Origin of the sequence: Xenorhabdus kozodoii, assembly GCF_002632875.1 — a bacterium.
In the GTDB taxonomy this organism is placed as follows: Bacteria; Pseudomonadota; Gammaproteobacteria; order Enterobacterales; family Enterobacteriaceae; genus Xenorhabdus; species Xenorhabdus kozodoii.
In genome coordinates this window covers 96,362-122,903 of the sequence record NZ_NJCX01000006.1, presented here as the reverse complement: position 1 = coordinate 122,903, position 26,542 = coordinate 96,362, and the positions used below count along the sequence as shown (strand labels likewise).

At 43.1% G+C, this 26,542-nt stretch carries 25 protein-coding genes; 17 read left to right on the top strand and 8 right to left on the bottom strand.

Going from position 1 to position 26,542, the window contains the following annotated elements:
• Nucleotides 1-4 precede the first annotated feature (4 nt).
• On the bottom strand, nucleotides 5-688 hold the full coding sequence (locus Xkoz_RS05510; RefSeq protein ID WP_099141219.1) for a hypothetical protein: 684 nt from the start codon (nucleotides 686-688) through the stop codon (nucleotides 5-7).
• A 221-nt stretch (nucleotides 689-909) separates the two neighbouring features.
• Between Xkoz_RS05510 and ydfG the strand changes: the two genes are divergently transcribed.
• The 3 genes from ydfG to Xkoz_RS05495 all read left to right on the top strand — a co-directional run bounded on the left by ydfG (nucleotide 910) and on the right by Xkoz_RS05495 (nucleotide 2,432).
• A complete protein-coding gene (ydfG, locus tag Xkoz_RS05505; RefSeq protein ID WP_099141218.1) occupies nucleotides 910-1,656 on the top strand; it encodes a bifunctional NADP-dependent 3-hydroxy acid dehydrogenase/3-hydroxypropionate dehydrogenase YdfG in 747 nt (248 codons plus the stop codon).
• Nucleotides 1,657-1,721: 65 nt separating this feature from the next.
• The gene (locus Xkoz_RS05500) at nucleotides 1,722-2,078 is read left to right on the top strand and encodes a DUF1283 family protein (RefSeq protein ID WP_099141217.1); all 357 of its coding nucleotides are present in this window, start codon (nucleotides 1,722-1,724) and stop codon (nucleotides 2,076-2,078) included.
• Between the two features lie 33 nt (nucleotides 2,079-2,111).
• Complete coding sequence (locus tag Xkoz_RS05495) at nucleotides 2,112-2,432, top strand: DUF1161 domain-containing protein (protein WP_422646078.1); 321 nt, start codon at nucleotides 2,112-2,114, stop codon at nucleotides 2,430-2,432.
• 66 nt (nucleotides 2,433-2,498) lie between these two features.
• Here Xkoz_RS05495 and bioD read toward each other — a convergent pair whose 3' ends face one another.
• From bioD to Xkoz_RS05480, 3 genes are all read right to left on the bottom strand, one after another.
• Nucleotides 2,499-3,161 (bottom strand): dethiobiotin synthase, encoded by a 663-nt coding sequence (bioD, locus tag Xkoz_RS05490; RefSeq protein ID WP_099141216.1) that lies wholly within the window; start codon nucleotides 3,159-3,161, stop codon nucleotides 2,499-2,501.
• Nucleotides 3,162-3,291: 130 nt separating this feature from the next.
• A complete protein-coding gene (mlc, locus tag Xkoz_RS05485) occupies nucleotides 3,292-4,491 on the bottom strand; it encodes a sugar metabolism global transcriptional regulator Mlc (protein WP_099141215.1) in 1,200 nt (399 codons plus the stop codon).
• Between the two features lie 139 nt (nucleotides 4,492-4,630).
• On the bottom strand, nucleotides 4,631-5,551 hold the full coding sequence (locus tag Xkoz_RS05480; RefSeq protein WP_099141214.1) for a LysR family transcriptional regulator: 921 nt from the start codon (nucleotides 5,549-5,551) through the stop codon (nucleotides 4,631-4,633).
• Between the two features lie 166 nt (nucleotides 5,552-5,717).
• Here Xkoz_RS05480 and Xkoz_RS05475 point away from each other — a divergent pair, with 166 nt between their 5' ends.
• Complete coding sequence (locus Xkoz_RS05475; RefSeq protein ID WP_244183406.1) at nucleotides 5,718-6,959, top strand: MFS transporter; 1,242 nt, start codon at nucleotides 5,718-5,720, stop codon at nucleotides 6,957-6,959.
• Between the two features lie 120 nt (nucleotides 6,960-7,079).
• On the opposite strand, the gene Xkoz_RS05470 is transcribed toward Xkoz_RS05475, so the two are convergent.
• A complete protein-coding gene (locus Xkoz_RS05470; RefSeq protein ID WP_099141212.1) occupies nucleotides 7,080-7,712 on the bottom strand; it encodes a helix-turn-helix domain-containing protein in 633 nt (210 codons plus the stop codon).
• A 271-nt stretch (nucleotides 7,713-7,983) separates the two neighbouring features.
• On the opposite strand from Xkoz_RS05470, the gene tus reads away from it, so the two are divergent.
• Complete coding sequence (gene tus / locus Xkoz_RS05465) at nucleotides 7,984-8,910, top strand: DNA replication terminus site-binding protein (RefSeq protein ID WP_099141269.1); 927 nt, start codon at nucleotides 7,984-7,986, stop codon at nucleotides 8,908-8,910.
• Nucleotides 8,911-8,971: 61 nt separating this feature from the next.
• Here the strand turns inward: tus and fumC are convergent, their stop codons facing one another.
• Nucleotides 8,972-10,366: a class II fumarate hydratase gene (fumC, locus tag Xkoz_RS05460; protein ID WP_099141211.1), complete on the bottom strand. Its 1,395-nt coding sequence runs from the start codon at nucleotides 10,364-10,366 to the stop codon at nucleotides 8,972-8,974.
• Between the two features lie 173 nt (nucleotides 10,367-10,539).
• Between fumC and manA the strand changes: the two genes are divergently transcribed.
• The 3 genes from manA (at nucleotide 10,540) to add (ending at nucleotide 14,617) form a co-directional block, all read left to right on the top strand.
• On the top strand, nucleotides 10,540-11,700 hold the full coding sequence (gene manA, locus Xkoz_RS05455) for a mannose-6-phosphate isomerase (protein ID WP_099141210.1): 1,161 nt from the start codon (nucleotides 10,540-10,542) through the stop codon (nucleotides 11,698-11,700).
• Between the two features lie 170 nt (nucleotides 11,701-11,870).
• Nucleotides 11,871-13,406: a YdgA family protein gene (locus Xkoz_RS05450; protein WP_099141209.1), complete on the top strand. Its 1,536-nt coding sequence runs from the start codon at nucleotides 11,871-11,873 to the stop codon at nucleotides 13,404-13,406.
• Between the two features lie 209 nt (nucleotides 13,407-13,615).
• Nucleotides 13,616-14,617 carry an adenosine deaminase gene (gene add / locus Xkoz_RS05445; RefSeq protein ID WP_099141208.1) on the top strand — a complete coding sequence of 334 codons (1,002 nt, stop codon included), beginning with the start codon at nucleotides 13,616-13,618 and terminating at the stop codon, nucleotides 14,615-14,617.
• Nucleotides 14,618-14,679: 62 nt separating this feature from the next.
• Here add and Xkoz_RS05440 read toward each other — a convergent pair whose 3' ends face one another.
• Together Xkoz_RS05440 and Xkoz_RS05435 are read right to left on the bottom strand one after the other, a co-directional pair.
• A complete protein-coding gene (locus Xkoz_RS05440) occupies nucleotides 14,680-15,660 on the bottom strand; it encodes a bile acid:sodium symporter family protein (protein WP_099141207.1) in 981 nt (326 codons plus the stop codon).
• 32 nt (nucleotides 15,661-15,692) lie between these two features.
• Nucleotides 15,693-16,733, bottom strand: a complete 1,041-nt coding sequence (locus tag Xkoz_RS05435; protein ID WP_099141206.1) for an oxidoreductase — start codon at nucleotides 16,731-16,733, stop codon at nucleotides 15,693-15,695.
• A gap of 162 nt (nucleotides 16,734-16,895) precedes the next feature.
• Here Xkoz_RS05435 and Xkoz_RS05430 point away from each other — a divergent pair, with 162 nt between their 5' ends.
• The 9 genes from Xkoz_RS05430 to Xkoz_RS05390 all read left to right on the top strand — a co-directional run bounded on the left by Xkoz_RS05430 (nucleotide 16,896) and on the right by Xkoz_RS05390 (nucleotide 26,473).
• A complete protein-coding gene (locus Xkoz_RS05430; protein WP_099141205.1) occupies nucleotides 16,896-17,336 on the top strand; it encodes a DUF2569 domain-containing protein in 441 nt (146 codons plus the stop codon).
• A 117-nt stretch (nucleotides 17,337-17,453) separates the two neighbouring features.
• Nucleotides 17,454-18,035 carry an electron transport complex subunit RsxA gene (gene rsxA, locus Xkoz_RS05425; protein WP_099141204.1) on the top strand — a complete coding sequence of 194 codons (582 nt, stop codon included), beginning with the start codon at nucleotides 17,454-17,456 and terminating at the stop codon, nucleotides 18,033-18,035.
• On the top strand, nucleotides 18,035-18,658 hold the full coding sequence (rsxB, locus tag Xkoz_RS05420; RefSeq protein ID WP_099141203.1) for an electron transport complex subunit RsxB: 624 nt from the start codon (nucleotides 18,035-18,037) through the stop codon (nucleotides 18,656-18,658). The genes rsxA and rsxB overlap by 1 nt, the downstream gene beginning before the upstream one ends.
• Complete coding sequence (gene rsxC, locus Xkoz_RS05415) at nucleotides 18,651-21,011, top strand: electron transport complex subunit RsxC (protein WP_099141202.1); 2,361 nt, start codon at nucleotides 18,651-18,653, stop codon at nucleotides 21,009-21,011. The genes rsxB and rsxC overlap by 8 nt, the downstream gene beginning before the upstream one ends.
• Before the next feature lie 12 nt (nucleotides 21,012-21,023).
• The gene (gene rsxD, locus Xkoz_RS05410) at nucleotides 21,024-22,103 is read left to right on the top strand and encodes an electron transport complex subunit RsxD (RefSeq protein WP_099141201.1); all 1,080 of its coding nucleotides are present in this window, start codon (nucleotides 21,024-21,026) and stop codon (nucleotides 22,101-22,103) included.
• A 13-nt stretch (nucleotides 22,104-22,116) separates the two neighbouring features.
• On the top strand, nucleotides 22,117-22,743 hold the full coding sequence (gene rsxG, locus Xkoz_RS05405) for an electron transport complex subunit RsxG (RefSeq protein WP_099141200.1): 627 nt from the start codon (nucleotides 22,117-22,119) through the stop codon (nucleotides 22,741-22,743).
• 2 nt (nucleotides 22,744-22,745) lie between these two features.
• Nucleotides 22,746-23,450: an electron transport complex subunit E gene (locus Xkoz_RS05400; RefSeq protein ID WP_099141199.1), complete on the top strand. Its 705-nt coding sequence runs from the start codon at nucleotides 22,746-22,748 to the stop codon at nucleotides 23,448-23,450.
• 13 nt (nucleotides 23,451-23,463) lie between these two features.
• Complete coding sequence (gene nth, locus Xkoz_RS05395) at nucleotides 23,464-24,096, top strand: endonuclease III (RefSeq protein ID WP_099141268.1); 633 nt, start codon at nucleotides 23,464-23,466, stop codon at nucleotides 24,094-24,096.
• Nucleotides 24,097-24,535: 439 nt separating this feature from the next.
• Nucleotides 24,536-26,473, top strand: a complete 1,938-nt coding sequence (locus Xkoz_RS05390) for an exoribonuclease II (RefSeq protein ID WP_099141198.1) — start codon at nucleotides 24,536-24,538, stop codon at nucleotides 26,471-26,473.
• The last annotated feature ends 69 nt before the right edge of the window (nucleotides 26,474-26,542 follow it).

The following is a 26,542-nucleotide window of genomic DNA, read 5'->3' as shown; positions in this document are numbered from 1 at the left end:
ATGTTTATCTTAGATGTTGGTTCAAAACAGTTTCAGCAAATTCCCCGATTTCAATGTCGGAATTTTCAGATTTTGGATGGTAATCTTGCCATAAATATGCCTCCCTTCCTTCTATCCAAGGAGGGAGTACTGGCCGACCGTTTCGCCAAAATTGTATGCAAGATTTAACTCTTGGATCATTCCTATTTCGGTATATCCATCTCAGTTCACTACCAGTATATGATTTATTTATTTTCTTGATTTCGTTGGTTTTATTGAGAACACGTTTCATATCTATTCCATCTAAAATAAAATGGATACATGAATTGTTTAATGAGTGAGAATACCAAGATAACCCAGCCTTACATTTTTGTCTTGTCACTGATTTAGAGTAGTGGACTTTCCCTACGCTAAAGTCAATTTTAATGTCATTATCACTTTCTTTATTCCGTATTCCTTTGTATTTATGATGTTTTTCTATTGCTCTTGTAAAGCTTTCTTGATTATGTGGGATTTGGTGTCCAAGCAAATTGCGTACAGTAATTTCACGTTGGGTAATTGAATATTTATCAATGACAAAAATGTTATTAGGATCATGACAATGAACAAATGATGGGTGTTTTTGAGCATATTTACTTCTTTCCTCAGATAAACCAAATATCAGATCTCCTGGCTCAAAAGTAGTCCTAAATTTTGGATAAAATGGCATACTATCCCCTTATGATATAATTCTATAGTAACAATTTATTGCCGTTACTTATTTTTATCAAGTTTTTCTTTTTGTTAACAAAGGCTTTGTCCATTTCCAAATAAATCAAATAAAAACAATCAATTATAAAAAACAGAATAATTTAACCTTGACTAATGAGAAACAACTTTTTCTACTAATAGGGTATTAACGATAATAATTAGCTGATTAAGAGGATAGTTATGATTATTTTTGTGACAGGGGCAACTTCCGGTTTCGGTGAAGCCATTGCGAGAAAATTTATTAAACATGGCTCTGTCGTCATTGCAACAGGGCGTCGTGAAGATAGATTAGATAAGTTGAAGCATGAATTAGGGGAAAACTTCCACCCCATCCAACTGGATGTGAGAGATCGGATGGCTATCGAGCAAGTCGTTCAACAACTACCCAATAACCTGCGTAATATCGACGTTCTTGTAAATAATGCAGGGCTTGCACTAGGGTTAGAGCCTGCTCACCTGGCTAATCCTGATGACTGGGAAACCATGATTGATACCAATACCAAAGGATTAGTGAACATGACACGGGTTTGGTTGCCTAATATGGTACAAGCTAATCACGGGCACATTATTAATATTGGTTCCACCGCCGCAAATTGGCCTTATGCTGGCGGTAACGTCTATGGTGCCACCAAAGCCTTTGTAAAACAATTTAGTTTAGGGCTAAGGGCTGATTTGCATGGAAAGAACATTCGAGTCACTGATATTGAGCCAGGCCTGGTTGGCGGAACTGAATTTTCTCATGTCCGTTTTAAAGGTAATCAAGAACAGGTTGATAAAACTTATGAGGGAACGAATGCACTGACAGCCGATGATGTCGCGGAAGCCGTATTTTGGGTTGCTAACCTGCCCTCTCATGTCAATATTAACACGTTAGAAATGATGCCTGTTTGTCAGTCATTTGCCGGTCTAAGCATACACAGGGGTTAATTGTATTTTGGCAATTTCGTTAAATGGCCTAATCTTATCTTTTATTAAGTACAAGAGGTTTAAACATGAGCGTTCGTTCTTTGATCGTTAAAAGCATTTCTATTATTGCTCTGGTGTCTTCTCTCTTCTGGCAAACATCAGCATTTTCTACGCCTTGTGGCGCGGAAAGTACATGCGTAACCATCAATGGCGAAGAAAATTCCTTGAGCAAAGAAAAAGCGCGTCAAAGCCAAGAAAACTGGAATGAACAAAGAAGATTACGCCAGAAAGTGGACAAACGTAGAGAGAAAGAGTTTGATAAGTATGAAGTGGAAGCTGATAATCGTGAAGCCTGTTTGAAAAGTGCCAATATTAATGCCTATTGGGAACCGAGCACAAAGCGTTGCCTGGATATTAATACAGGTCTCCCGGTTAAACCTTAATAAATTCAACACCGACATCAAAATAAGGAGATGATGGTGAAAAAGATCCTACTGACTGGAGCTTTATTTTTTGCGATTTCTCCCTTTGCAGTGCAAGCGTCACAAAAGATAACATGTGAAAGCCTGAAAGAAGAAATTGCGCAGAAAATCATCAAGAATGGTGTTCCAAAAACGGATTTCAGGCTTGATTTAGTTTCTGGTGGTCAAGCTAGTGAAAACAATGCCACAAGTGGAAAAGTTGTTGGTCATTGTGATCACGGCAAGCAAACTATAGTCTATGTCCGTCTTTCTCACTCTAACTCGACTGGCACAACGCCAACCCAAACACCAAGTGATAAGAAAAGCCAAGAGTGACATTCATTCTAACTTTTGGAAAAGGGAGCATACAATTTGCTCCCTTTTTATTTCTTTTTTCAATCATCAAATGCCTGATATTACGGAAATATCCAGATAACACGACAGATCGCGTTCTTCTGGCCTTAAAAGATAAGGTATTTCCCCCAACTGTGGTGCCGGTATGTGATGCTGCAATCGTTCCAAGACCTTAGCGTAGTGTGCTAGTCCTGGATTGATGCGATTTGCAATCCAGCCAATCAGGGGGACACCATCGTTAATGATGGATTGCGCAGTCAGAATGGCATGGTTAACACAACCCGCCTGAATACCAACGACCAAGATGACAGGAAGTTTTTCTTGCACGACCCAATCAGAATAAAACGTTTCATCGTCCAGTAACATGCGCCACCCCCCGTTACCTTCAATAATGACACGATCTGCTTTATGCCCTAAATTCTTTAGGCCTTTTGTCATTTGGGTAAAGTCAGCACGATTTGCTTCTTCATAATTGTTTCCCCAAATAACAGGATTGATTTCTTCATAGCCCACTTGTACCGGTGAAGATTTATGGATGACTAAGGCATCACGATTACGTATTCCCTCCGGTGTTTCTTGTTTTTCTATTGCAATAGGTTTATATCCTACTGCGGTTGTCCCTTCACGATTAAAGGCTTGCAATAATGCGCGGGTAACAACTGTTTTACCGATGTTGGTATCCGTGCCTGTAACAAATAAGCGCGTTAGCATAAATTCATTTTTCCGTTTTCCATACATAATAACGAGGCAATTACTTATTCTCTTTAACGAGTAGGGCTAGAGTGTAGGGGATGTGTTTAAGATGGGGATTGCGTTAGCTCAATGTTTCGCGTGATGGGTGTTATCCTTGCATAATCTCAATCAATAATTCACCGTTATACAACGCTTGCTTAATTAAAGCTGCCGCAGGCAGCGTGCCTGTATTATCAAATTGGGTAGCCACAATCTCAACTTGTTGGCTATAACCAGGAAGTGAACGCTGTGCTATCTGCTGTTGGATGACAGGGTAAAGAATATGTTTAACGCTGTTCAGCGGCGAACCAATCAAGATCCTTTCGGGATTAAAAATATTGACCATAACTGCCATGATACGCCCTATTCTTTCCCCTACATCATAAATAACTTCTGTTATCAGTGGATCACCGTCTATCGCTGACTGGCAAAGTAAATCAACGGATAAAGAGCCAGAATAGCCTTTTGTCAGGAAATAGGATTTTTGCAAAACTTTTTTGAGGCCCACGACAGTTTCAAGACAGCCTATGTTGCCACAGTAACAACGTTCACCATCAGGCTCTATTTGGATGTGTCCAACTTCTACGACACTATGATTTCCTGCATGAAGCATTTGTCCCGCGGTCATGATCCCTGCCCCCACATTGTTATCAATAACAAGCTGGATAAGATCCTGACAGTTTTCCCCTGCTCCATATAAAGACTCTGCGATTGTCCACGCGGCTATGCCATGTTGCAGAAAAATCGGCAGTCCTGTGCGTTGGTGTAAAAATTTTCCCAGAGGAAGGTTTTGGATATCGTAGTAGGGTGAGCTATGGATAACCCCATTAATGGGATCGACTATCGCATTGATGGTGATACTGATTGCCGTTAAACGTTCCAGGGTTGCTTGTTGACGCAAAAAGAAGTTATCAATCTTATCGACAAGACAATCTAAGAAAGAGTGTCCTTGAAGTACAGAGAATGCGAATTGCTCTTCAACGACGAGATTACAGCTCAGGTCACGAAGCCCAATAACAATACGCCCTTCATCAATGCGGATACATAAAAATTGCCACCCTTCACTATCCACTTTCAGCCCAATAGCCGGACGCCCCCTAAAACCGAGGCCAGGGAATTCCGTTTCTTTCACTAAATGTGCATCAATGAGTTCCCGTGTGATTTTAGTAATACTGGCGGGAGCCAATTTGGCTTTTTTGGACAGGGCGATACGCGAGATAGGCCCATATTGATCAATTAACCGATAAACTAACCCAATGTTAGTCTGCTTAATTTGATCAATATGACTTGGTTGAACATCAACACTCACCTCGCCTCCTGCATTTAATTCACGCTGCTAAAAAATTAATGACGATTATGTCTCTGTTTAAATGAGAAGATATCCGTTTGGAATAGAAATGTGATCTTTCACACGAACTTATTGTGATTATTACTTTTGATGGATCATTTCATCCCCTTGTTTCATCCACTATATTTGAAATCAGGAGATGAGTTAGTCGCTCTGCCGCTGCACTATTGTTACTATTTTTATGCTTAACCAACCACACCTCAGAGTAAGCAGGACTGTTCGCTAAAGGCAGGTATTGGACGCCATCTAACTTCATTCGGGTAAACGATTCAGTAATAATGCTTATTCCCAATCCAGCAGCGACCAACCCCAGTATAGTCATCGCTTCCCCTGCTTCTTGAGAAATCGTTGGAACCACTCCTACATTGGTCAATAAGGAAATAATTTCATCATATAATGCTGTCCCTACATCACGCTCAAAAAACACCAGTGGATAATCAGATAACATTTCCAAATCCACACCCTCCTTAGCGTACTTCAGCAAAGGATGATCATCATATACGACCAGCATAAAACGCTCCCGAAAGAGTAACTGGTATTCCAGGTTATCGGGCAATGACGTATTACGCATAATCCCTATATCAATTCTGCCTGTCTGTAAGGGCGCAATTTGCTGTTTAGTATTCATTTGATGCATATGGATGGCGACATCAGGATAACGCTCTCGGAATTGACGTAAACTCAGTGCCACTTTTTGCATAAAAGGTGCGGTGGATGTAAAGCCAATAGACAGCTCTCCCAGCTCCCCTTGTTGCATTCTGGCTGCTTTGGTTGCGGCAGCATCGACTTGGGCAATGATTTGGTACGCTTCTTGAAGAAACATATGTCCAGCAGACGTTAAATTAACGTTTCTGTTATTACGCACCAGTAACTGAGCATTTATATTTGCTTCCAGTGCCTGAATCTGTTGGCTTAATGGTGGTTGTGAGATATTGAGCCGTTCTGCTGCACGGCCAAAATGTAACTCTTCTGCCACCGCAATAAAGTAACGCAAATGTCGTAGTTCAATATTAGTAGCCATTATCTATCACCTAATTGATACTTTTAAAATATCATTTCTAACTATTAATATATTAGACAAAATATTCGTGAATTTCTATCCTTGATCTACATCAAGTAGTTAACGTTTGTTTTACATAGATTAAGGAAGTAGCGTGAATACAATCCAAAGCGTCAGTGGAAAATCAGTGGTCTCTGGCGTTGAACGAGATGTTGAAAACACGATTAATCAGGGACACAAAAGTAAACAGCACTATATTCAACGTGAAGATGCTGTCTACCTGCGAGTTACCCTCTCATTTTTTGCTGTTGGGCTGGCAACTTTCGCATTACTCTATTTCGTCCAACCTATTTTGCCAATCTTGTCAGATGAATTTAACATCTCGCCGGCCAACAGTAGCCTGGCACTGTCACTTTCCACTGGGATGTTATCTTTAGGTCTGTTAATCACAGGTCCTCTATCCGATGCCCTTGGTCGTAAAAATGTCATGGTAGTATCACTTATTGCTGCTGCCATTTTTACTCTCTTAAGTTCTGTTGTAACAAGCTGGCATGGGATTTTGTTTATTCGCGCACTGGTGGGTTTGTCAGTAAGTGGTGTTGCCGCGGTAGCAATGACCTATTTAAGTGAAGAGATCCATCCAAGCTATGTCGCCTTATCTATCGGACTCTATATTAGTGGTAATTCGATAGGAGGAATGAGTGGACGTTTAGTTACCGGTATAATTGCGGATTACTACTCGTGGAGGATCGCCGTTATCTTATTAGGCGCTTTTTCCTTAATCTCCGCCATCGCATTTTGGAAGATGTTACCGGAATCCAAGCACTTTAAACCTAGCTCGTTAAAGCCTAAGTCACTGCTCATCAATTTGAAACTACACTTTCGTGACCAAGGTCTTCCCCTGCTATTTGCTGAAGCCTTTTTGCTTATGGGCAGTTTTGTCACCATCTTTAACTACATTGGCTATCGATTATTAGAAGCGCCCTATCATTTAAACCAGACTGTCGTTGGGCTGCTATCCATCGTCTATCTGGCAGGAACTTACAGTGCAACTAAAGCCGGTAAGTTAACCAGCAAGCATGGGAGAGGAAAAATATTATTAGCAGCGACGAGTATGATGTTGGTTGGTTGCATAATCACCCTATTTTCCCCCATTTGGGCAGTGATATTGGGCGTAATGGTGCTGACAACGGGCTTCTTTGCCGCTCATGCTGTTGCTAGTGGATGGGTAGGACAAAGAGCCAGACGAGCAAAAGCGCAAGCTTCATCACTGTATTTATTCTGTTATTACGCAGGTTCCAGTATTGCGGGGACGTTGGGTGGCGTATTTTGGTCTTATTTTGGGTGGAATGGCGTTGCTGCTTTTATTTCATTACTAACCATTATTGCACTTTATTTAGGCTGCAAGCTCAATAAATTACCAAAATAATAAAATATAATTGCCGGCATCGGCTTGATTCAAATAAGAAATGTCGGCAACCTTTTAAGTGATACATTTAAAATAATCGAAACTATTCATTATTTATCTAATGCCGGCAATATCTTGCTCTCAATAATAGGATTCAGTCGGCAGAATTAATATTTTGGTGAGATATCCATCAATAAGTTCAATGCGCCCTTCTTTCTTTAGGGAACGCAAGATTCGCTGTATGCAACTACGGGAAAGTGTACATCTTTGTTCTATATATTTAATGACGGTAATATTTTCCCTGAATTCCGCAGGTAAAGTCATCAGGCGAGATAACAAACTACATACGACATCCCTGTTACCGTGACGAAAAAGGCTAATATCCCTGGCATAAAAGAAAGATATTTTATAAGAAACTATCCTCATCCACTCTCTGTAGAGGTCATGCTTTTTTACGGCATTCAATGCACTAAGCCGAGGAATTTGATAAATTTTACAATCTTCCCCTGGTTCAATGGAATAATAGATTTCTGCGCCAGAATAAAAAGATAATCCGATGACATAAGGTGAAAAAAACGTCGCAATGATTAGATTGTCGTTTATTCTACGTATATTGATATGGCCTTGATCTAATAAAAAAAACTTAGCAAATTCACTCTCTATTTTAATTAGTTTTCCTTGTGTTGAAAAATCAGTTGTGATTAGTTCTGAGTATGGCAATAGTGTATCAATCACCTTTTTGAAGGAATTCACAGGCTTAACTAATCTTTTCATATTTTACAACCTTGATGTATTACTCACGTTACCAATCAAATGACTTATTTATGTTTAATTGGGCGAATGAATTGGTTGGAATTAGCACATCAACTTTTAATTAACGTGTTATTTATTTTTTATCACAATGTTAAATTATTTCGCAACAGTTGTTTTGTTGTTAGTTAGCTTTTTGTGGTTTGTGGTTGAATTTTTTGTGGTTTGGGTTTATGTTCAAAAGTATGTTGTAACTAACAAAGACATATCTGAACAAGGCTGGCTGATAACAATTATGAATAAATATCTTTCAATAGAATCACTTACAACTTGCTTTAAAAAGCTGGAAGAAAAACTGTCTGAACTGGTGGCATTGTTAACAAACTATCAACTTATTGATGCACGGGTATTTGAATTACCGAAGATCGAAAAAGGTGAAGAGCATGAACAAATAACTGAAATCTTAGTTAACCCGTTACAGGGATATGAAGCGCTCAACATAGGTTTACGTTTCTATCAGAAGCTATTCATACACCATAATAGCCCTAATATTAGCAGTAAAGCGGCGAGCCGTTTGCCGGGCGCTTTATGTTTTACTGTCAGCCACCAGCAATATAAAGAAGCAATGACGGTCATTAGTGAAGTTAACCAATTAAAAATAGAGCTGGAAGATATCGTGACCAAAGGATCTGGCGTCAGTAAAGAGCAACGATTTGAATTTGTACATGACCGTTTGCGGGGCCTGATTACCTTAAATGCTTATCGTACTATCACTCCCCTATTAAACCCTGACTCCATTAATTTTGGTTGGGCTAATAAGAACATCATTAATAAAGTCACCAAACAACAAATTCTTGAAAAGTTGGAAAAAAGCTATAATGCAGGAAGAGCAGTTCCCCCCTATTCCAGCGATCAATGGGCAGCATTGGTGGCATTAGAGATGACAGATATCAAAAAATTACCCGACGATGTGGTATTGAAAATCAAACGGCCCGTCAAAGTGCAACCCATTACCCGTGTATGGTATTCAGAAATACAAAAACAGGTTCAATATGCCTGCCCGGTTCCTGTCATTGTTTTCTATACTGAAGATAATGAAATCAAACCCAAAATCGGTTCATTACCCAACTACAATGCCAACGCAATAAAACATAAATATAAACCCAAAGCGAAGCCACTTGAGTTGGTCATTCCTCGCTTACATCTTTACAAAGAAATTTAAGATATAAAAAAACCGGAGCAAAGGTTCTCCGGTTTTTATGTTTTTGCTTATATAACAAGCATTACTTCATGCTACCAACCATATCTTCTGGACGAACCCACTCGTCAAATTCAGCTTCAGTTAAATATCCTAGCTGGAGTGCTGACTGTTTCAACGTCAGACCTTCTTTATGGGCTTTTTTGGCAATCTCAGCAGCTTTGTCGTAGCCAATGTGAGTATTTAATGCCGTTACCAGCATGAGTGATTCATTCAGCAACTGAGTGATACGATCATAGTTAGGTTCAATACCAACAGCACAATGCTCATTGAAACTACGCATACCATCTGCCAACAAGCGAACGGATTGCAGGAAGTTATGAATCACCATTGGACGGAATACGTTCAGTTCAAAGTTACCCGACGAGCCACCAACATTGATCGCCACATCGTTACCCATCACCTGGGCACACAACATGGTCATCGCTTCACACTGGGTTGGGTTCACTTTACCCGGCATGATGGAGCTGCCTGGTTCATTTTCAGGAATAGAAATTTCACCAATACCGCAGCGAGGGCCAGAAGCCAACCAACGAACATCGTTAGCAATCTTCATTAATGATGAAGCCAAACCTTTCAATGCACCGTGCGAGTGCACCAGCGCATCACACGTTGCCAGGGCTTCAAATTTATTGGGTGAAGTGATAAAAGGATGGCCGGATAATTCAGCTATTTTCTGCGCAACACGAACGGCATATTCAGGATGGGTATTCAGACCCGTTCCTACCGCCGTTCCCCCCAGGGCCAGTTCACACACATGGGGAATACTATCTTCAATATGTTTCACATTGTGCGTCAACATCGCTGCCCAGCCGGAAATTTCCTGGCCCAAGGTCAATGGTGTTGCATCTTGTAAGTGAGTACGCCCAATTTTTACGATGTCTTTGAATGCTTCCGCTTTATCTGCCAGCGTCTTTTGTAGTACCTTTAACTCTGGTAACAGATGGTCGCGTAATGCAGTGACCGCTGCAACATGCATGGCTGTTGGAAAAACGTCATTAGAGCTTTGGCTCTTATTAACATCATCATTAGGATGAATCAGACGTTCGTTCCCCCTTTTGCCACCAAGGATCTCACTACCGCGGTTCGCCAACACTTCATTCATGTTCATGTTGCTTTGAGTTCCCGAACCGGTCTGCCAAATAGCAAGAGGGAATTCTGTTGGATGTTTGCCTTCTAACACCTCTTTTGCCGCAGCGATAATTGCTTCGCCACGTTCTTTAGGCAAAAGGCCCAGATCCATATTGACACTAGCTGCAGCTTGTTTAGTCAATGCAAGGGCATGAATCAATGCAACAGGCATTTTTTCCTGAGAAATGCGGAAATGCTCCAGTGAACGCTGAGTTTGCGCTCCCCATAATTGGTCAGCAGGTACTTCGATAGGTCCCATTGAGTCTTTTTCAATGCGAGTGGCTGCCATTACTATCTCCTTAGCACACAGAATAATTGAATACGCCGGAACAAACTTTGCAGATAAAATGAGTCGGCATCCGTCTATCATGGCATAAATTTGTCATCGATAATGCGACCTAACCGTGTTTATTGTATTGTTGTCATATAAATAAGTGACTTTTTATTATAGGAAATTCCGCCATGCTGAAAATGACCAACAAAATCCAACATTATGCCTGGGGAAGCAAAACTGCCCTGACGGATATTTATGGTATCGAGAATCCTGACAATCAGCCAATGGCCGAGCTATGGATGGGAGCACATCCAAAATGTAGTTCACTGGTTACGGTTCCACAAACGGGTGAAACTATCGCCTTAAATACCTTGATCGACGAAGAACCAGAAAAATACCTTGGAAAAAAATTCCCGCGTTTGCCTTTCTTATTCAAAGTATTGTGTGCCGCCCAGCCACTGTCTATTCAAGTACACCCTGATAAGACATCAGCAGAAATCGGTTTCGCCAAAGAAAATGCTCAAGGGATACCGTTAGACTCAGCACAGCGCAACTATAAAGACGATAATCATAAACCTGAATTGGTCTATGCATTGACGCCGTTCAAGGCTATGAATGCGTTTAGGCCCCTATCTGAGATCGCGCAATTATTGGGGTATGTTTCTGCCGCCCATCCAGATATTCAAACATTCCACCAGCAACCCACTGAACAAAATTTGTCGTTTCTATTCTCACAGTTATTGAATATGCAAGGCGAGCAAAAACAATTGGCGATTGCGGTCTTAAAATCGGCATTAAACAGTCATCAGGGCGAACCGTGGGATACGATCAAAAAAATAGCCTCGTTTTATCCCGATGATAATGGGCTATTTGCACCGCTCCTGCTCAATGTCGTTGAACTCGAACCAGGTCAAGCCATGTTTTTATATGCCCGCACTCCCCACGCCTATCTTAACGGTGTTGCTCTGGAAGTTATGGCCAATTCTGACAATGTCTTGCGGGCAGGTTTAACCAACAAGCATATTGATGTCACTGAATTAATGGCTAATCTGGATTTTATTCCAAAAGCTGCCGATACTTTGCTAACCGAGCCAAAACAGGAAAAAGATGCTCTGAATTACCCTGTTCCTGTTAATGATTTTTGTTTTTCTGTTTATCCTGTTTCAGAACAACCCATTTCATTGGAAAATGATTCAGCATCGGTTCTATTTTGTGTTGAAGGGCAAGCGGTTATCAGCACTGATAAGCAGCAATTAAGATTACTCGCGGGTGAATCAATCTTCTTACCTGCCATTGAAAAAGCCGTGACTGTTTATGGTAAGGGAAAAATAGCCAAGGTATCTAATTAATTTTATTAGATTAGTATGGTTAGGATTATTTTCATTGGTTGTTAATCCTATTTTCGGTGAAAATGATTAAAAATATTTTAGCTAGACTATACACTTAACAACCATTTTTGACATAAATACAAAGTGCATAATACACCCATGTGTATGGGTTAAAAGGATGGGATCTCCACATGAAAAAATCGTTAGTTGCAGTAAGCGTTGTTGTTGCTCTGGGTGCGGTATGGACAGGAGCATCATGGTATACAGGTAAGAAACTTGAAGATCGCCTGGATAGCTTCATAGAAAAGGCAAACACTGAACTGGAAAAATCTTTTCCTGAAAGTGGCATAGCATGGCAAGCAAAAGACTTCAAACGCGGTATTTTTAGCTCTGATGTCCGTTTGATCTTAACCATCAAAAAAGGTGTAAAAAATGCCGACATTCCGCCAAATGAAGAAATCGTTTTCAAATCGACGATCGATCATGGGCCTTTCCCGATTGCTAACCTAAAGACATTCAACCTGATACCTCAAATGGGTTCTATCCATGCAGAACTTGAAAAAAATGATGCATTGAAAGAGCTATTTAATATCACAAATGAAAAATCATTACTGAGCTTAGATGCCAAGGTCAGCTATAGTCGCGCGCTATCCGCCAACATTAACCTGATCCCTGTTAATCATACGGAAACCAAAGAAAATGGTGAACAACGGGTTCTGTCATTCTCAGGAGCAAAAATCAGTGCCGATGTTAATCGTGATTTAAGTGAATTTTCATTCACGGTCAAAAGTGATGAACTGTCTTTCAGTGATCCTGCTAAAAAAGAGACAATCTCATTTAAAGGCATCGATTTTCAAGGAAACAGTGAAAAAGGTAAGTTCGATCTCTATACCGGAGATCACAGCTACAGTATTGGCGAATTCAGCATGAATGGAATTCCTAATGAGCCTGATCTCTCCCTTAAAGGGGTAAAAGTGACCTCCAATTTGGGAGAAGATAAAGACAATCTGAACATCAAAATCACTTATAGTATTGATGGTTTAAAGATCAAGGATCTAGAGTTCGGTTCCGGTAAACTCGCCCTGGGCATGGAAAAACTGGATGGCCAGTCTGTACGTGAATTTGTTCAGGCTTACAATGAGGCGACAGAAGCAGCCTTGACGACAGATGAAGCATCTTATGACATAGTTTCCTTGGCGATCCTCAGTAACTTACATCTTCTGCTGAATAACAATCCACAATTCAGCATTTCTCCTTTGAGTTGGAAAAACAGCAAAGGTGAGAGTTCAGTAGATTTCAAACTCTCCTTGCAAAATATTCCTGAAGATAAAAGTACATTGCAATTCATGAAGCCAGAAGAGATGATCCGTACTCTGGTTAAAGATCTGTCCTTGCACGTTAACGTGCCTAAGGCCATGTTGATAGAATCTATTGCCCAGTCAGCGATGTTAGATGGTGGTAAGGATAAAGCAGCCGAAGAAGCGAAAGCAACACAACAAGTTCAGCTGATGACGCAACAAGGGATTAAATATAAAGTCCTGACTGATAACAACGGCATCATTGGCCTTAACTTTGACTATGCCAATGATAAGGTCAAATTAAACAACAAAGAATCCAACTTACATCAATTCCTGCTTGATAATGGTTTTGCCGGAACCTATGATGATGCAGATGCAAATGGTGAACAAAATCAGCATGATGAGGTTAAACCCCCTGTCACTGAATAAGTGAAGTTAGCCAACCGCCATTATAACAACCAGAACCCGAATTTCGGGTTCTCCCACAAGAAAGTACATGCTTTTTTAGGTTAAGACCTACTCAGCTAAAGCATCGCTAAGATTTAAGATATCGATAAGTGCTTTCACTTTTTTTCTTGCCAGTCAACATGTTGGCTGGCTTTTTTGCATATATAAGATTTGATAAGAAGGATAAGAAAATGATTGACATACAGCTTCCACTGACCGATCTACACCGCCACCTTGACGGTAATATCCGTCCTGAAACCATTTTGGATCTTGCTCGTCAACATAATATCCCACTCCCAGCCTATGAGCTGGAAGCACTACGTCCCCATGTCCAAATCATCGAAAATGAACCTAACCTTGTCAGTTTCCTCCAGAAGTTGGACTGGGGTGTTACTGTACTTGCCGATTTAGAAGCCTGCCGCAGGGTCGCTATTGAAAACGTTGAAGATGTAGTCAATGCGGGACTTGATTACGCTGAACTGCGTTTCTCCCCTTATTACATGGCCATGAAACACCAGCTTCCCGTTGAAGGTGTTGTAGAAGCAATCATTGATGGTATTCATTCAGCAAGTCAACAGCATGATATTCAGATCCGTCTAATCGGTATCCTGAGTAGAACCTTTGGCGAAAAGGCTTGCACCGAAGAACTCACCGGGCTTCTCGCCCATAAACAACATATTACTGCATTAGATCTGGCAGGTGATGAACTTGGGTTCCCAGGCCATCTCTTTGAACAACATTTTCACCAGGCGCGTGATGCGGGATGGAATATTAGCGTACATGCAGGCGAAGCCGCAGGGGCGGAAAGCATCTGGCACGCTATTCGTGAACTGGGCGCAACACGTATTGGGCACGGCGTCAAAGCAATCACCGATCCAGCCCTGATGGATTATTTAGCCGAACACCGCATCGGTATTGAATCTTGCCTGACATCAAACCTGCAAACCAGCACAGTCAGTTCCTTGCAAGCTCACCCGCTGAAACAATTTCTTGAGCACGGTATTTTGGCATCAATCAATACAGATGATCCGGCAGTAGAAGGCATTGAAATTCGCCATGAATATAACGTTGCTGCGCCAGCCGCGGGACTCTCCCCATCACTGATCCGGCAGGCACAGATGAATGGATTGACAACGGCATTTCTCAACGAAGCGGAAAAACAGGCACTGAAAGACAAGGTCGCCAGCCGCTAGAAAATTATTTATTCAAAAAATAAAGTCTTTCAAGGCAGAAAAGGACTCTGCCTTTTATGTGCCTATTTTGTTCTTAGGCGTTGCGCATAACGCTGAGCAAGTACAGCGCAAACCATCAGTTGGATCTGGTGGAAAATCATCAAGGGTAACAACATCACCCCTACCATTGGCGCAGGAAACAATACATTCGCCATGGGTACACCATTAGCCAGGCTCTTCTTTGAACCACAAAACACAATAGTGATTTCATCATCTTTACCAAAACCCAGCCAACGTGAGCTATAGACATTAATTGTTAATACAGCCGCCAATAAAACACAGCAGATGATCCCAATCATAAGCAGTGAATAAGCATCGATTTTATGCCAGATACCTTCCACCACCGCCTCACTAAATGCCACATAAACCACCAGCAGAATAGAAGAACGATCTGTCATGTTGACCAATTTCTTATGTTTTTCCACCCAATTGGCAATCAGGGGACGCGATAAGTGTCCGGCAATAAAAGGCACCATCAACTGTAAGATAATATCTTTTATCGCTTTCCACATATCAGTATGGGCGCCGCCCTCTTGGGTTTGGATCAAAAAACCAACCAACAATGGGGACAGGAATACCCCTAATAGACTGGAAGCGGAAGCACTGCATATCGCCGCCGCAACATTTCCCCCGGCAACGGAAGTAAAAGCGATAGCCGATTGTACCGTAGCCGGTAATGCACAAAGATAAAGAAAACCCATGTAAACCGTGGGTGACATCCACTCTGGCACGATGAAACTTAATCCCATACCTAATAGGGGAAACAAAATAAAGGTGCTAGTGAAAATCACCAAATGCAATCGCCAATGCCCTATCCCTGCCAAGATGGCATTACGGGATAACTTTGCTCCGTGCATAAAAAACAACAACGCAATAGCAGCCGTTGTTAGGTACTGAAACCACTTTTTAGCTTCACCCTCACAGGGAAAAAACGATGCAATGATGACAACTGTAATCAACGTGACTAAAAAAGGATCAACCCGCAATTTTTGCAACACGTTCATCAATATAGCTCCCCTTGCCTAAATACGCTTGATCAGTCAATTAAGATCGTGCGTTGTTCTTTTGCCGATTTTTCGCCTGCCTCAATCAGTTTCATAATCAAAATAGCTTCACTGGCAGTCACTGGATTAGGTTTTCCAAATAAAATCGCATCACGAATAGCGGCATAATAAGCACCATAATTACCTGGCACAGTTGGAATAACGTTTGTCACCAGATTATCTTCTTGTGACAACGTCACATATCCATCCCGCGCATCATATCCCCAGTCTGCCCGTGGTGGCCTCTTCCCTGCTTTCAGTCGCTCTTCCTGAGGGTCCAGACCATATTTGGTATAACTCCCGGCCATACCATGCAATGTATAAATAGGTGATTCTGCTGCTGCAAGCATGGTTGCATGTAATACAACTTTCAAATCAGGATAGGTGAGTTGGGCATGAAAATAATCCGCGGTTTCTGCATTCGGGCGTATCATGCCTAAATCTGTTGTGATGGCTTGTGGTTTGCCAAAGAGTTGGACGGCCTGATCCAGCAAATGCGGGGCTAAATCATACCAAATGCCACTCCCTGCTCCAGCAGCTTCGCGCCAACGCTGGCGAACGGCAGGACGATAACGATCAAAATGGGATTCATAATATTTCAATGCTCCCAACTTATTTTCTTTAATCATTGACTTCACCGTCAAAAAGCCAGAATCCCAACGACGATTATGGAATACCGACAGCAATAAATTCGCTTCTTCTGCCTGTTCTTTCAGTGAGTGAGCCTGCTCGACAGTAATAGTGAAAGGCTTATCAACGACAACATGTTTACCCGCAGCCAGCGCCTTTTGTGCTAATGGATAGTGAGTATCATTGGGTGTGGGGATCACAATAAGGTCAATATTGGGATCGTTAAAGAGTACATCAGGCGAAGAAACAACGGATATGGCTGGCCAGTCTTTTTTAACTTTATCGCTATCACTGCTGGAAATGGCAACCAATTCAATATTAGGTGTCCCGGCAATCAATGGCGCATGGAATGTTTTACTTGCATAGCCATAGCCCACTAAACCCACTTTTAAAAAATCACTCATAACTTGCCTCTAAAAAATGATCGTAATAAACAGGTAATAAGGCATCAGAAAGTATCACCACCTATCACACGTTAGCAAATAATCCTGATTTCAGTGTTACTCTCTTTTTCCTATAATGATTGTTCTAGTATCAAAATACTCATGGTGGAGTGGAAACTTCTTATGTATCAATCTAATGATTATCATCGTATTAACGGCTGGTTATTAGCGCCTGCCGCATATTTGATCATGACATTAATCGCGACCAGTCTGATGCTACTGTTATATATGATGACGTTTATCCATAAAAACGAAACCATTCATCAAATCGGTGGGAGTTTTACTATGTTGTGGTACACCTCAGTATTAACCACGGTAATAATGTGGTGTTTTACTGTATGGGTTTTGAAATTGCTTTTTATTCGTTCAAAACGATTCCCGCGCATTTTTATTATTTGGCTGATGGTTTGTGTTCTAATCGCAATAAAGACCTTCGCCTTTTCTCCCGTCTCTGACGAAATGGCAATACGCTCCCTATTATGGCCATTACTGGCTGCCGCAGTTTTCGTTCCTTATATTAAACGCTCCCATCGGGTGAAAATGACTTTCACACAAGATCGATAACATACCCCACCATTGATTGCTATCATTGCCCCACTTCCCCACGCTCAAGTGGGGGAATTTCTATTCAAACTATGTAGCAGTATTCCATTTTCCAATATCTTATTTTCAGGTATAGCAATGACTGAATACCTTTTGTTATTTATTGGCACAGTTTTGGTCAATAACTTTGTTTTAGTAAAATTCCTGGGCCTATGCCCGTTTATGGGAGTATCAAAAAAACTCGAAACCGCCATCGGCATGGGATTGGCAACAACTTTTGTTCTCACCCTGGCCTCTATCTGTTCGTGGCTGGTCAACACGTTTATTCTTGTCCCACTTGATTTGGCTTATTTGCGAACCCTGAGCTTTATTCTCGTCATTGCTGCCGTCGTTCAGTTTACTGAACTGGCCGTCCGCAAGACCAGCCCGACGCTTTATCGCTTGTTAGGTATTTTCTTGCCACTGATCACCACGAACTGCGCTGTACTTGGTGTCGCTTTACTCAATGTCAATCAATCCCACGGCTTTTTACAATCTGCGGTATATGGTTTCAGCGCTGCGGCCGGTTTTTCTCTTGTCATGGTGCTGTTTGCCGCCATTCGAGAACGCCTGGCCGTTGCCAATGTTCCAGCCCCTTTTCGTGGTTCATCAATAGGGCTTATTACGGCTGGGTTAATGTCCCTCGCCTTTATGGGATTTAGTGGATTGGTGAAATTCTGATGATGTCATTGTGGATTGCGATCGGTGTGTTAAGCATGCTTGGATTAGCCTTTGGCTTAATCCTCGGTTTTGCGGCGCGCCGTTTTAAAGTAGAAGAAGATCCGATTGTTGAAAATATCGATAATTTATTACCCCAGAGCCAATGCGGACAATGTGGCTATCCGGGTTGCCGCCCCTATGCCGAAGCCGTCGCCAACAATGGCGAAATGATCAATAAATGCTCCCCTGGTGGGGAGCAAGTTATGCTCAAAATTTCTGAGCTGCTGGGTGTTGATCCGCAACCGTTGGATGGCGACGAGAGTATTCAAAATCCAGCCAGAAAAGTGGCTTTTATTGATGAAGAAAATTGCATAGGCTGCACCAAATGCATTCAGGCTTGTCCTGTCGATGCCATTATTGGCGCAAACCGTGCCATGCATACCGTGGTTGAAGATCTTTGCACCGGTTGTGACCTTTGTGTCGCGCCCTGCCCGACAGATTGTATTACGATGATCCCTGTTGCGACTACGACTTCAAATTGGAAATGGGATTTAAACACCATTCCAGTAAAAAACATTCCCGTCACACCAGAACCTACTTTGTACTCTCCTGCTAAGCCTGTTGAGGTTAAAGCCCATGTTTAATCTATTCAACTTGCTTAACAAAAATAAAATCTGGGATTTTGAGGGTGGTATCCATCCACCAGAAATGAAACTGCAATCTAGCTGCACCCCGTTACGTCATGCCCCATTGCCGGATGAATTAATTATTCCTCTACAACAACATTTGGGGCCAGAAGGCGAACTATTGGTCAAGGTGGGTGATAAGGTACTGAAAGGCCAAACGTTAACGTTTGGGATGGGCAGAACAGTACCGATTCATGCTTCTACATCAGGAACAATCATCGCCATTGAGCCTTGCGTGACGGCACACCCTTCCGGACTGAAAGAATTGTGTGTCCGGTTGCGTCCTGATGGTAAAGACCAATGGGGAGAACGCAACCACGTCGCTGATTACACTACACTGGATGCCAATGAAATATTAAAACGCATTCATCAAGCCGGTATTGCCGGCTTAGGTGGCGCAGGTTTCCCTACTGAAACAAAACTTAAGGGGGGACGACACAATCTCAAGACCTTGATCATCAATGCGGCTGAATGTGAGCCCTATATCACCGCCGATGACCGTTTAATGCAGGAACATGCAGAAGAGGTTATCGCGGGCATCCGTATTTTGATGCATCTGCTCAATCCAAAGCAAGTATTGATCGGAATTGAAGATAACAAGCCTGCGGCAATTAGTGCCCTGCATACGGTGCTCAATGGTGACAAATCCATCATCGTGCGAGTCATTCCAACAAAATACCCTTCAGGTGGCGCTAAACAACTGACCAAGATCCTGACCGGCAAGGAAGTTCCTTCTGGTGGCCGTTCTTCTGACATCGGCGTCCTTATGCAAAACGTAGGTACAGTAGTGGCAATAAAACGGGCCATTATTGATGGGGAGCCATTAATCGAACGTGTCGTCACCCTTACCGGGGAATGTGTCACTTCCCCGGGTAATTTCTGGACTCGTCTCGGTACCCCCGTTCAATTCCTGCTACAACAGGCTGGATTTAACCCAGGATCAGAACAAATGGTCATTATGGGTGGGCCGTTAATGGGATTCACGTTGCCCGACTTGCATGTTCCCATCGTCAAAATCAGTAACTGTATTCTTGCACCTTCAATACAAGAGATGGAACCCAAGGTCATTGAGGATGCGTGTATCCGCTGTGGCTTATGTGTTAATGCATGTCCGGCTGGGCTGTTGCCCCAACAACTGTATTGGTTCAGTCGTGGGCAAGAACATGAAAAAGCCAAAAATCACCATCTATTCGACTGTATTGAATGTGGTGCCTGTGCTTATGTATGCCCAAGTAATATTCCTCTGGTGCAATATTATCGACAGGAAAAAGCAGAAATACGGGCTATAGAAGCAGAAGCCTATCGCTCTGCCGAAGCCAAAATACGTTTTGAAGCCAAACAAGCACGTATGGAACGGGAAAAATTAGCACGGGAAGATCGCCATAAGAAGGCAGCCGTTCAAATAAATAACAGCGATATCAGCGCAGTACAGGCCGCCCTCGCCCGGGTGAAGGAAAAACAGGGCAATACTGGTGAGTCTATCGTCGTGCAAGCAGGGCAATTACCTGACAATGCAGCAGCAACTGCAGCGCGTAAGGCCAGAAAAGAGCAACTGCGTGCTCGTCAGGCAGAAAAACCCGTTACCCCAAATCCAGATATAGAGACATCAACATCGGTTCAAGGTAGTGATGATCCACGCAAAGCCGCCCTCGCCGCGGCGATAGCTAGGGCCAAAGCCAAAAAAACAGCGCAAAGCCAGCCTGAACCAGCGCCACCACAGGTTGTCGCTGAAAAACCGGAAGAGACTGATCCGCGCAAAGCCGCTGTCGCTGCGGCCATCGCCCGTGCCAAAGCCAAAAAAGCAGCGCAAAGCCAGCCTGAACCAGCGCCACCACAGGTTGCCGCTGAAAAACCGGAAGAGACTGATCCGCGCAAAGCCGCTGTCGCCGCGGCCATCGTCCGTGCCAAAGCCAAAAAAGCAGCGCAAAGCCAGCCTGAACCAGCGCCACCACAGGTTGTCGCTGAAAAACCGGAAGAGACGGATCCGCGCAAAGCCGCTGTCGCTGCGGCCATCGCCCGTGCCAAAGCCAAAAAAGCAGCGCAAAGCCAGCCTGAACCAGCGCCACCACAGGTTGTCGCTGAAAAACCGGAAGAGACGGATCCGCGCAAAGCCGCTGTCGCTGCGGCCATCGCCCGTGCCAAAGCCAAAAAAGCAGCGCAAAGCCAGCCTGAACCAGCGCCACCACAGGTTGTCGCTGAAAAACCGGAAGAGACGGATCCGCGCAAAGCCGCTGTCGCTGCGGCCATCGCCCGTGCCAAAGCCAAAAAAGCGGCTCAATCTCAAGAAGAACAAAAAATTACAACAGAATAGTGAAATTTATCGATGAAATTCAGGCCAGTAAAAACTGACAACAACCCACTAAAAGTCGCAAGTTCGCCTTTTACACACAATCAAAAAAGCACCAGCCAGATCATGTTTTGGGTGGTTTTAGCTGCGATACCCGGTATTGCTGTACAAACTTACTTCTTCGGCTACGGAACATTATTCCAAATATTGTTAGCTATCATGACCGCATTGCTAGCCGAATCCGCTGCCGTTGCGTTGAAAAAACAACTCATACTTCCCTATCTCAAAGACAATTCAGCTTTAGTCACAGGATTGCTTTTAGGTATTAGCTTGCCACCATTGGCACCATGGTGGCTAATCGTGCTCGGCACATTTTTTGCCATTATCATTGCTAAACACTTGTATGGTGGGCTTGGGCAAAATCCATTTAATCCAGCCATGGTTGGCTATGTTGTCCTGCTGATCTCATTCCCTATCCAAATGACCAGTTGGATGCCGCCAGAATCTTTACAGGCATTCACTTTAACACCATGGGATAGCCTGACGGTCATTTTCACAGGACATACGCCTGATGGTTCTACGTTGCTACAACTAAAACAAGGCATTGATGGATTGAGCCAGGCTACACCGTTAGACAGCTTTAAAACTGGCAGGCTGACTCACAATATTGATGAAGTATTACAACAACCTATATTACAAGGGGTTTTAGCGGGGATTGGCTGGCAATGGGTCAACGTTGCTTATTTGGTTGGTGGCTTGATTATGCTTAACCGAAAAATCATTCACTGGCAAATCCCAACGGCATTCATTTTGTCGCTGGGTATTTGTGCATTGATGAGTTGGCTCCTTGAACCTACTCGCTATTCCCCCCCTTTATTGCAACTCTTTTCCGGTGCAACCATGTTAGGTGCATTTTTTATTGCGACGGATCCGGTTAGCGCATCAACAACGCCAAAAGGTCGCCTGATTTATGGCGCTATTATTGGTGGCCTTATCTGGGTCATTCGTGTTTATGGTGGTTATCCTGACGCTGTTGCATTTGCGGTATTACTGGCAAACATTTGTGTCCCACTGATAGACCATTACAGCCAGCCTCGTGCTTACGGCCATAAATAGGAAGAGAGTTGCTATGTTAGAAACTATGCGTCGTCACGGTATTACCCTCGCTATCTTCGCAGCATTTACGACTGGGTTAACCGCCATTGTTTATTCATTAACAAAGGACAGAATTGCTGAACAGGCCGCTTTGCAGCATAAAGTATTACTGGATCAAGTTGTGCCACCTGCTTTATATGACAATGATATGCAAAATGAATGCTACCTGGTGACAGATAGTGCATTGGGTAATGAACAACCTCACCGTCTTTACCTCGCCCGTAAAAAAGGGACTCCGGTTGCCGCGGCGTTAGAAAGCACAGCCCCTGATGGTTATTCAGGCGCAATTCAATTGCTGGTTGGCGCGGATTTTTCTGGCCGTGTGCTCGGTGTGCGTGTCACTGAACACCATGAGACACCCGGTTTAGGGGACAAAATTGATACCCGGATTTCCGATTGGATCTATGCTTTCTCAGGCAAGACAGTCATGTCAAAGAGTGATCATAATTGGGCCGTCAAAAAAGACGGGGGCGAGTTTGATCAATTTACCGGCGCAACCATTACGCCACGTGCTGTCGTCAATTCCGTTAAACGGACAGCACTTTATCTGGAAACCGTGCCGGCACAACTTTCTTCTTTACCAACTTGTGGAGAGAAATAATCATGAATGAAACGAAGAACCTCTTTATTCAGGGGCTATGGAAAAACAACTCTGCATTGGTACAACTTTTAGGGCTTTGTCCTTTATTGGCCGTTTCCTCCACAGCGACCAATGCCCTGGGATTAGGGTTGGCGACAACACTGGTTTTGATCAGTACCAATATTGCAGTATCGGCCTTACGTCGTTGGGTGCCCCATGAAATTCGTATTCCCATTTATGTGATGATAATTGCCTCTGTTGTCAGTACCGTCCAGATGTTAATCAATGCCTTTGCTTTCGGGCTTTATGAGTCATTGGGGATCTTCATCCCCTTAATTGTGACTAACTGTATCGTGATTGGTCGCGCTGAAGCCTACGCGTCAAAGAATTCCATCTACCATTCGATGATCGATGGCCTTTCCATGGGGTTGGGAGCGACTTTCGCCTTGTTTGTTTTGGGTTCCATACGAGAAATTTTGGGAAATGGAACCCTTTTTGATGGTGCGGATTTATTGCTGGGTAGTTGGGCTAAGTCACTGCGTATTGAAATAGTCCATATGGATTCCCCTTTCCTGCTTGCTATCCTACCACCCGGTGCTTTTATTGGGTTAGGTTTGATGCTGGCTGGAAAATATATCATCGATGAACGCATCAAAAATCGAACAGAAAATAAAGAACGCCTGTATAACGTAGAAAAAGGCTGTGGAAGCCATATTGCAAGAAGCTAAGGGTGCAACAGATATGAATCAACAAAAACGGATTGAGATCCTCACCCGCTTACGGGATAACAACCCACACCCAACGACTGAGCTGGTGTTCAACTCTCCATTTGAATTGCTCATTTCTGTATTACTCTCTGCGCAAGCTACGGATGTCAGCGTGAATAAGGCAACGGCAAAACTCTACCCCGTAGCCAATACTCCGCAGGCGATCCTTGATTTGGGGGTTGATGGTTTAAAAGCGTATATAAAAACCATTGGGCTATATAACACCAAGGCCGAAAATGTGATCAAAACCTGCCGGATATTGCTGGAAAATCACCAAGGTAAAGTACCGGAAGATCGCGCAGCACTGGAAGCACTGCCAGGTGTCGGTCGAAAAACAGCTAATGTTGTTTTAAATACTGCCTTTGGCTGGCCGACCATTGCGGTTGATACGCATATTTTTCGCGTTAGTAATCGGACTCAATTTGCACCAGGGAAAAATGTTGATGAAGTTGAGAAAAAATTATTGAAGGTTGTGCCAGCCGAATTCAAGGTGGATTGCCACCATTGGCTGATTTTACATGGCCGCTACACTTGTATTGCCCGTAAGCCACGCTGTGGCTCCTGCATTATTGAGGATCTTTGTGAATATACGGATAAAACAGAATAATAAAATCACTGATAATTTTCTCTCCTAATGCCTGTGAGTCTGTTTTTTTATAGCAATTAAATAGAAGACAGACTGAACAAGCCATACTTGATTTCCCCTCTTTTTGAATCTATTAAAGTCAAATCCCCCGCTACTTGTGGCGGGGGATTTCATCTATATTACCTGGATGGCTTTTGTATTGTTTAGGTTGGGATTTGCATGGGTGTTTGTGGAAAGTCAATAAGTATGTTGTAACTAAATAGCCTTTATGTGCCTGTGTTGCCCTGCCACTTGGCAGATGAGTAACAATAAACATTCTCCGCTTCGGAAAAATGGGTGATTTTTGGTCTCACACCACAGTTTTTCCTGTTTTGATAAGATGTTACTTGCCCCACACTCCCGATTCGCGTAAAACTGTTGTCCAAAATTACCGATAATAACTCTATATTCCCCAGATATTATGTTTCAAAATAATCCGCTGCTTGCGCAGCTAAAACAGCAACTTCACTCTCAGACTCTGCGCGTAGAAGGTTTAGTCAAAGGAACTGAGAAAGGCTTTGGATTTTTAGAAGTCGATGGCCAAAAAAGTTATTTCATTCCACCTCCCCACATGAAAAAAGTCATGCACGGTGACCGAATTACCGCTGCTATCCACACAGATAAAGAAAAAGAAATTGCTGAACCTGAATCTTTGGTTGAACCCTTCTTAACCCGTTTTGTAGGCCGAGTCCAGAAGAAAGAAAACGACAACCGACTATGGATTATTCCTGACCATCCATTACTGAAAGACACTATCCCTTGCCGCCCAACGAACCAGGTTGACCATACGTTTGAACATGGCGATTGGGCTGTCGCTGAAATGCGCCGACATCCCCTAAAAGGCGATCGCGGTTTTCACGCTGAAATCACGGGTTATATTACGCAAGGTGATGATCACTACGCACCGTGGTGGGTAACATTGACTCGCCACGCATTGGAGCGCGAAGCTCCGGTAATGGCAGACTGTCAGCTCGATGATAGTGCTGTCGAACGCATCGATCTGACCGCCCTTGATTTTGTCACCATTGACAGTGCAACAACCGAAGATATGGATGATGCCCTGCACATTATCAAAAGTGATGATGGCAGCCTGAAACTTTCTATTGCCATTGCAGATCCTACGGCTTACATCAAGGCAGGTAGTGAATTGGATAAAATTGCCTACCAACGCAGTTTCACCAATTACCTGCCTGGTTTCAATATTCCAATGCTCCCCCGTGAGCTATCTGATGACCTATGCTCCCTGCGACCTAATATGCGTCGCCCTGCCCTGGTTTGTCAGGTTTCTATCCTTGAGAATGGTCAATTTGGTGATGATATCCAATTCTTCTCTGCCTGGGTTGAGTCCAAATGTAAGCTGGTTTATGACGAAGTCTCTGACTGGTTAGAAGGCCAGGAGGGTTGGAAACCAGAATCAGACGCCGTAACTACCCAAATCACACTTCTAAAAGAGATGTGTGAACGCCGTAATCACTGGCGCCTGCAAAACGCCTTGGTTTTCAAGGAACGTCCTGATTATCGATTTATCCTTGATGAAAATGGCAATGTTGTTGATATCGTTATTGAACAACGTCGCACAGCCAACCGTATTGTTGAAGAAGCCATGATCGCAGCAAACTTATGTGCAGCTAAAATTCTGCGTGATAAGTTAGGTTTTGGGATTTATAACGTCCATACTGGCTTTGAACCTACCCAGATTGAACAAGTTGTTGAAGTTCTCAAAGAGCATGGCATCGAAGCGAATGCTGAGGCGTTACTGGAACTGGAAGGGTTCTGTAAATTACGCCGTGAATTGGATGAACAACCGACTCAATTCCTGGATAGCCGCATCCGTCGTTTCCAGACTTTTGCTGAAATCAAAACAGAACCCGGCCCACACTTTGGTTTAGGATTTGACGCTTACGCTACCTGGACATCGCCTATCCGTAAATACGGCGATATTATCAACCATCGTTTGCTGAAAGCCGTTATCCAGCAAGTTGCGGCAGAAAAACCAACCGAAGAGCTTTGCCTGCAATTGGCAGAGCGTCGTCGGGCTAACCGCATGGCAGAGCGTGATGTGGGTGACTGGCTCTATGCCCGTTTCTTACAACCGCATGCTGGCACAGATAAAACATTTCCGGCAGAAATTATTGATATCACCCGCGGTGGCTTAAGAGTTCGGCTGGTAGATAACGGTGCTGTCGCATTCATTCCTGGACCATTTTTGCATGCCGTGCGCGATGAACTTCAATGCAGCCAGGAAACAGGTTCCGTGTTGGTTAAGGGCGAAGCTGTTCACCGTCTGAATGACATTATCAATGTTCACATTGAAGAGGTCAGAATGGAAACCCGTAATATTATAGCGCGTCCTGTATAAGCTAATCTTACCGGGAATTTCAATAAAATATCTCTGCCGCCATTTATGGCGGCAGTTTGTTTGTAGAAA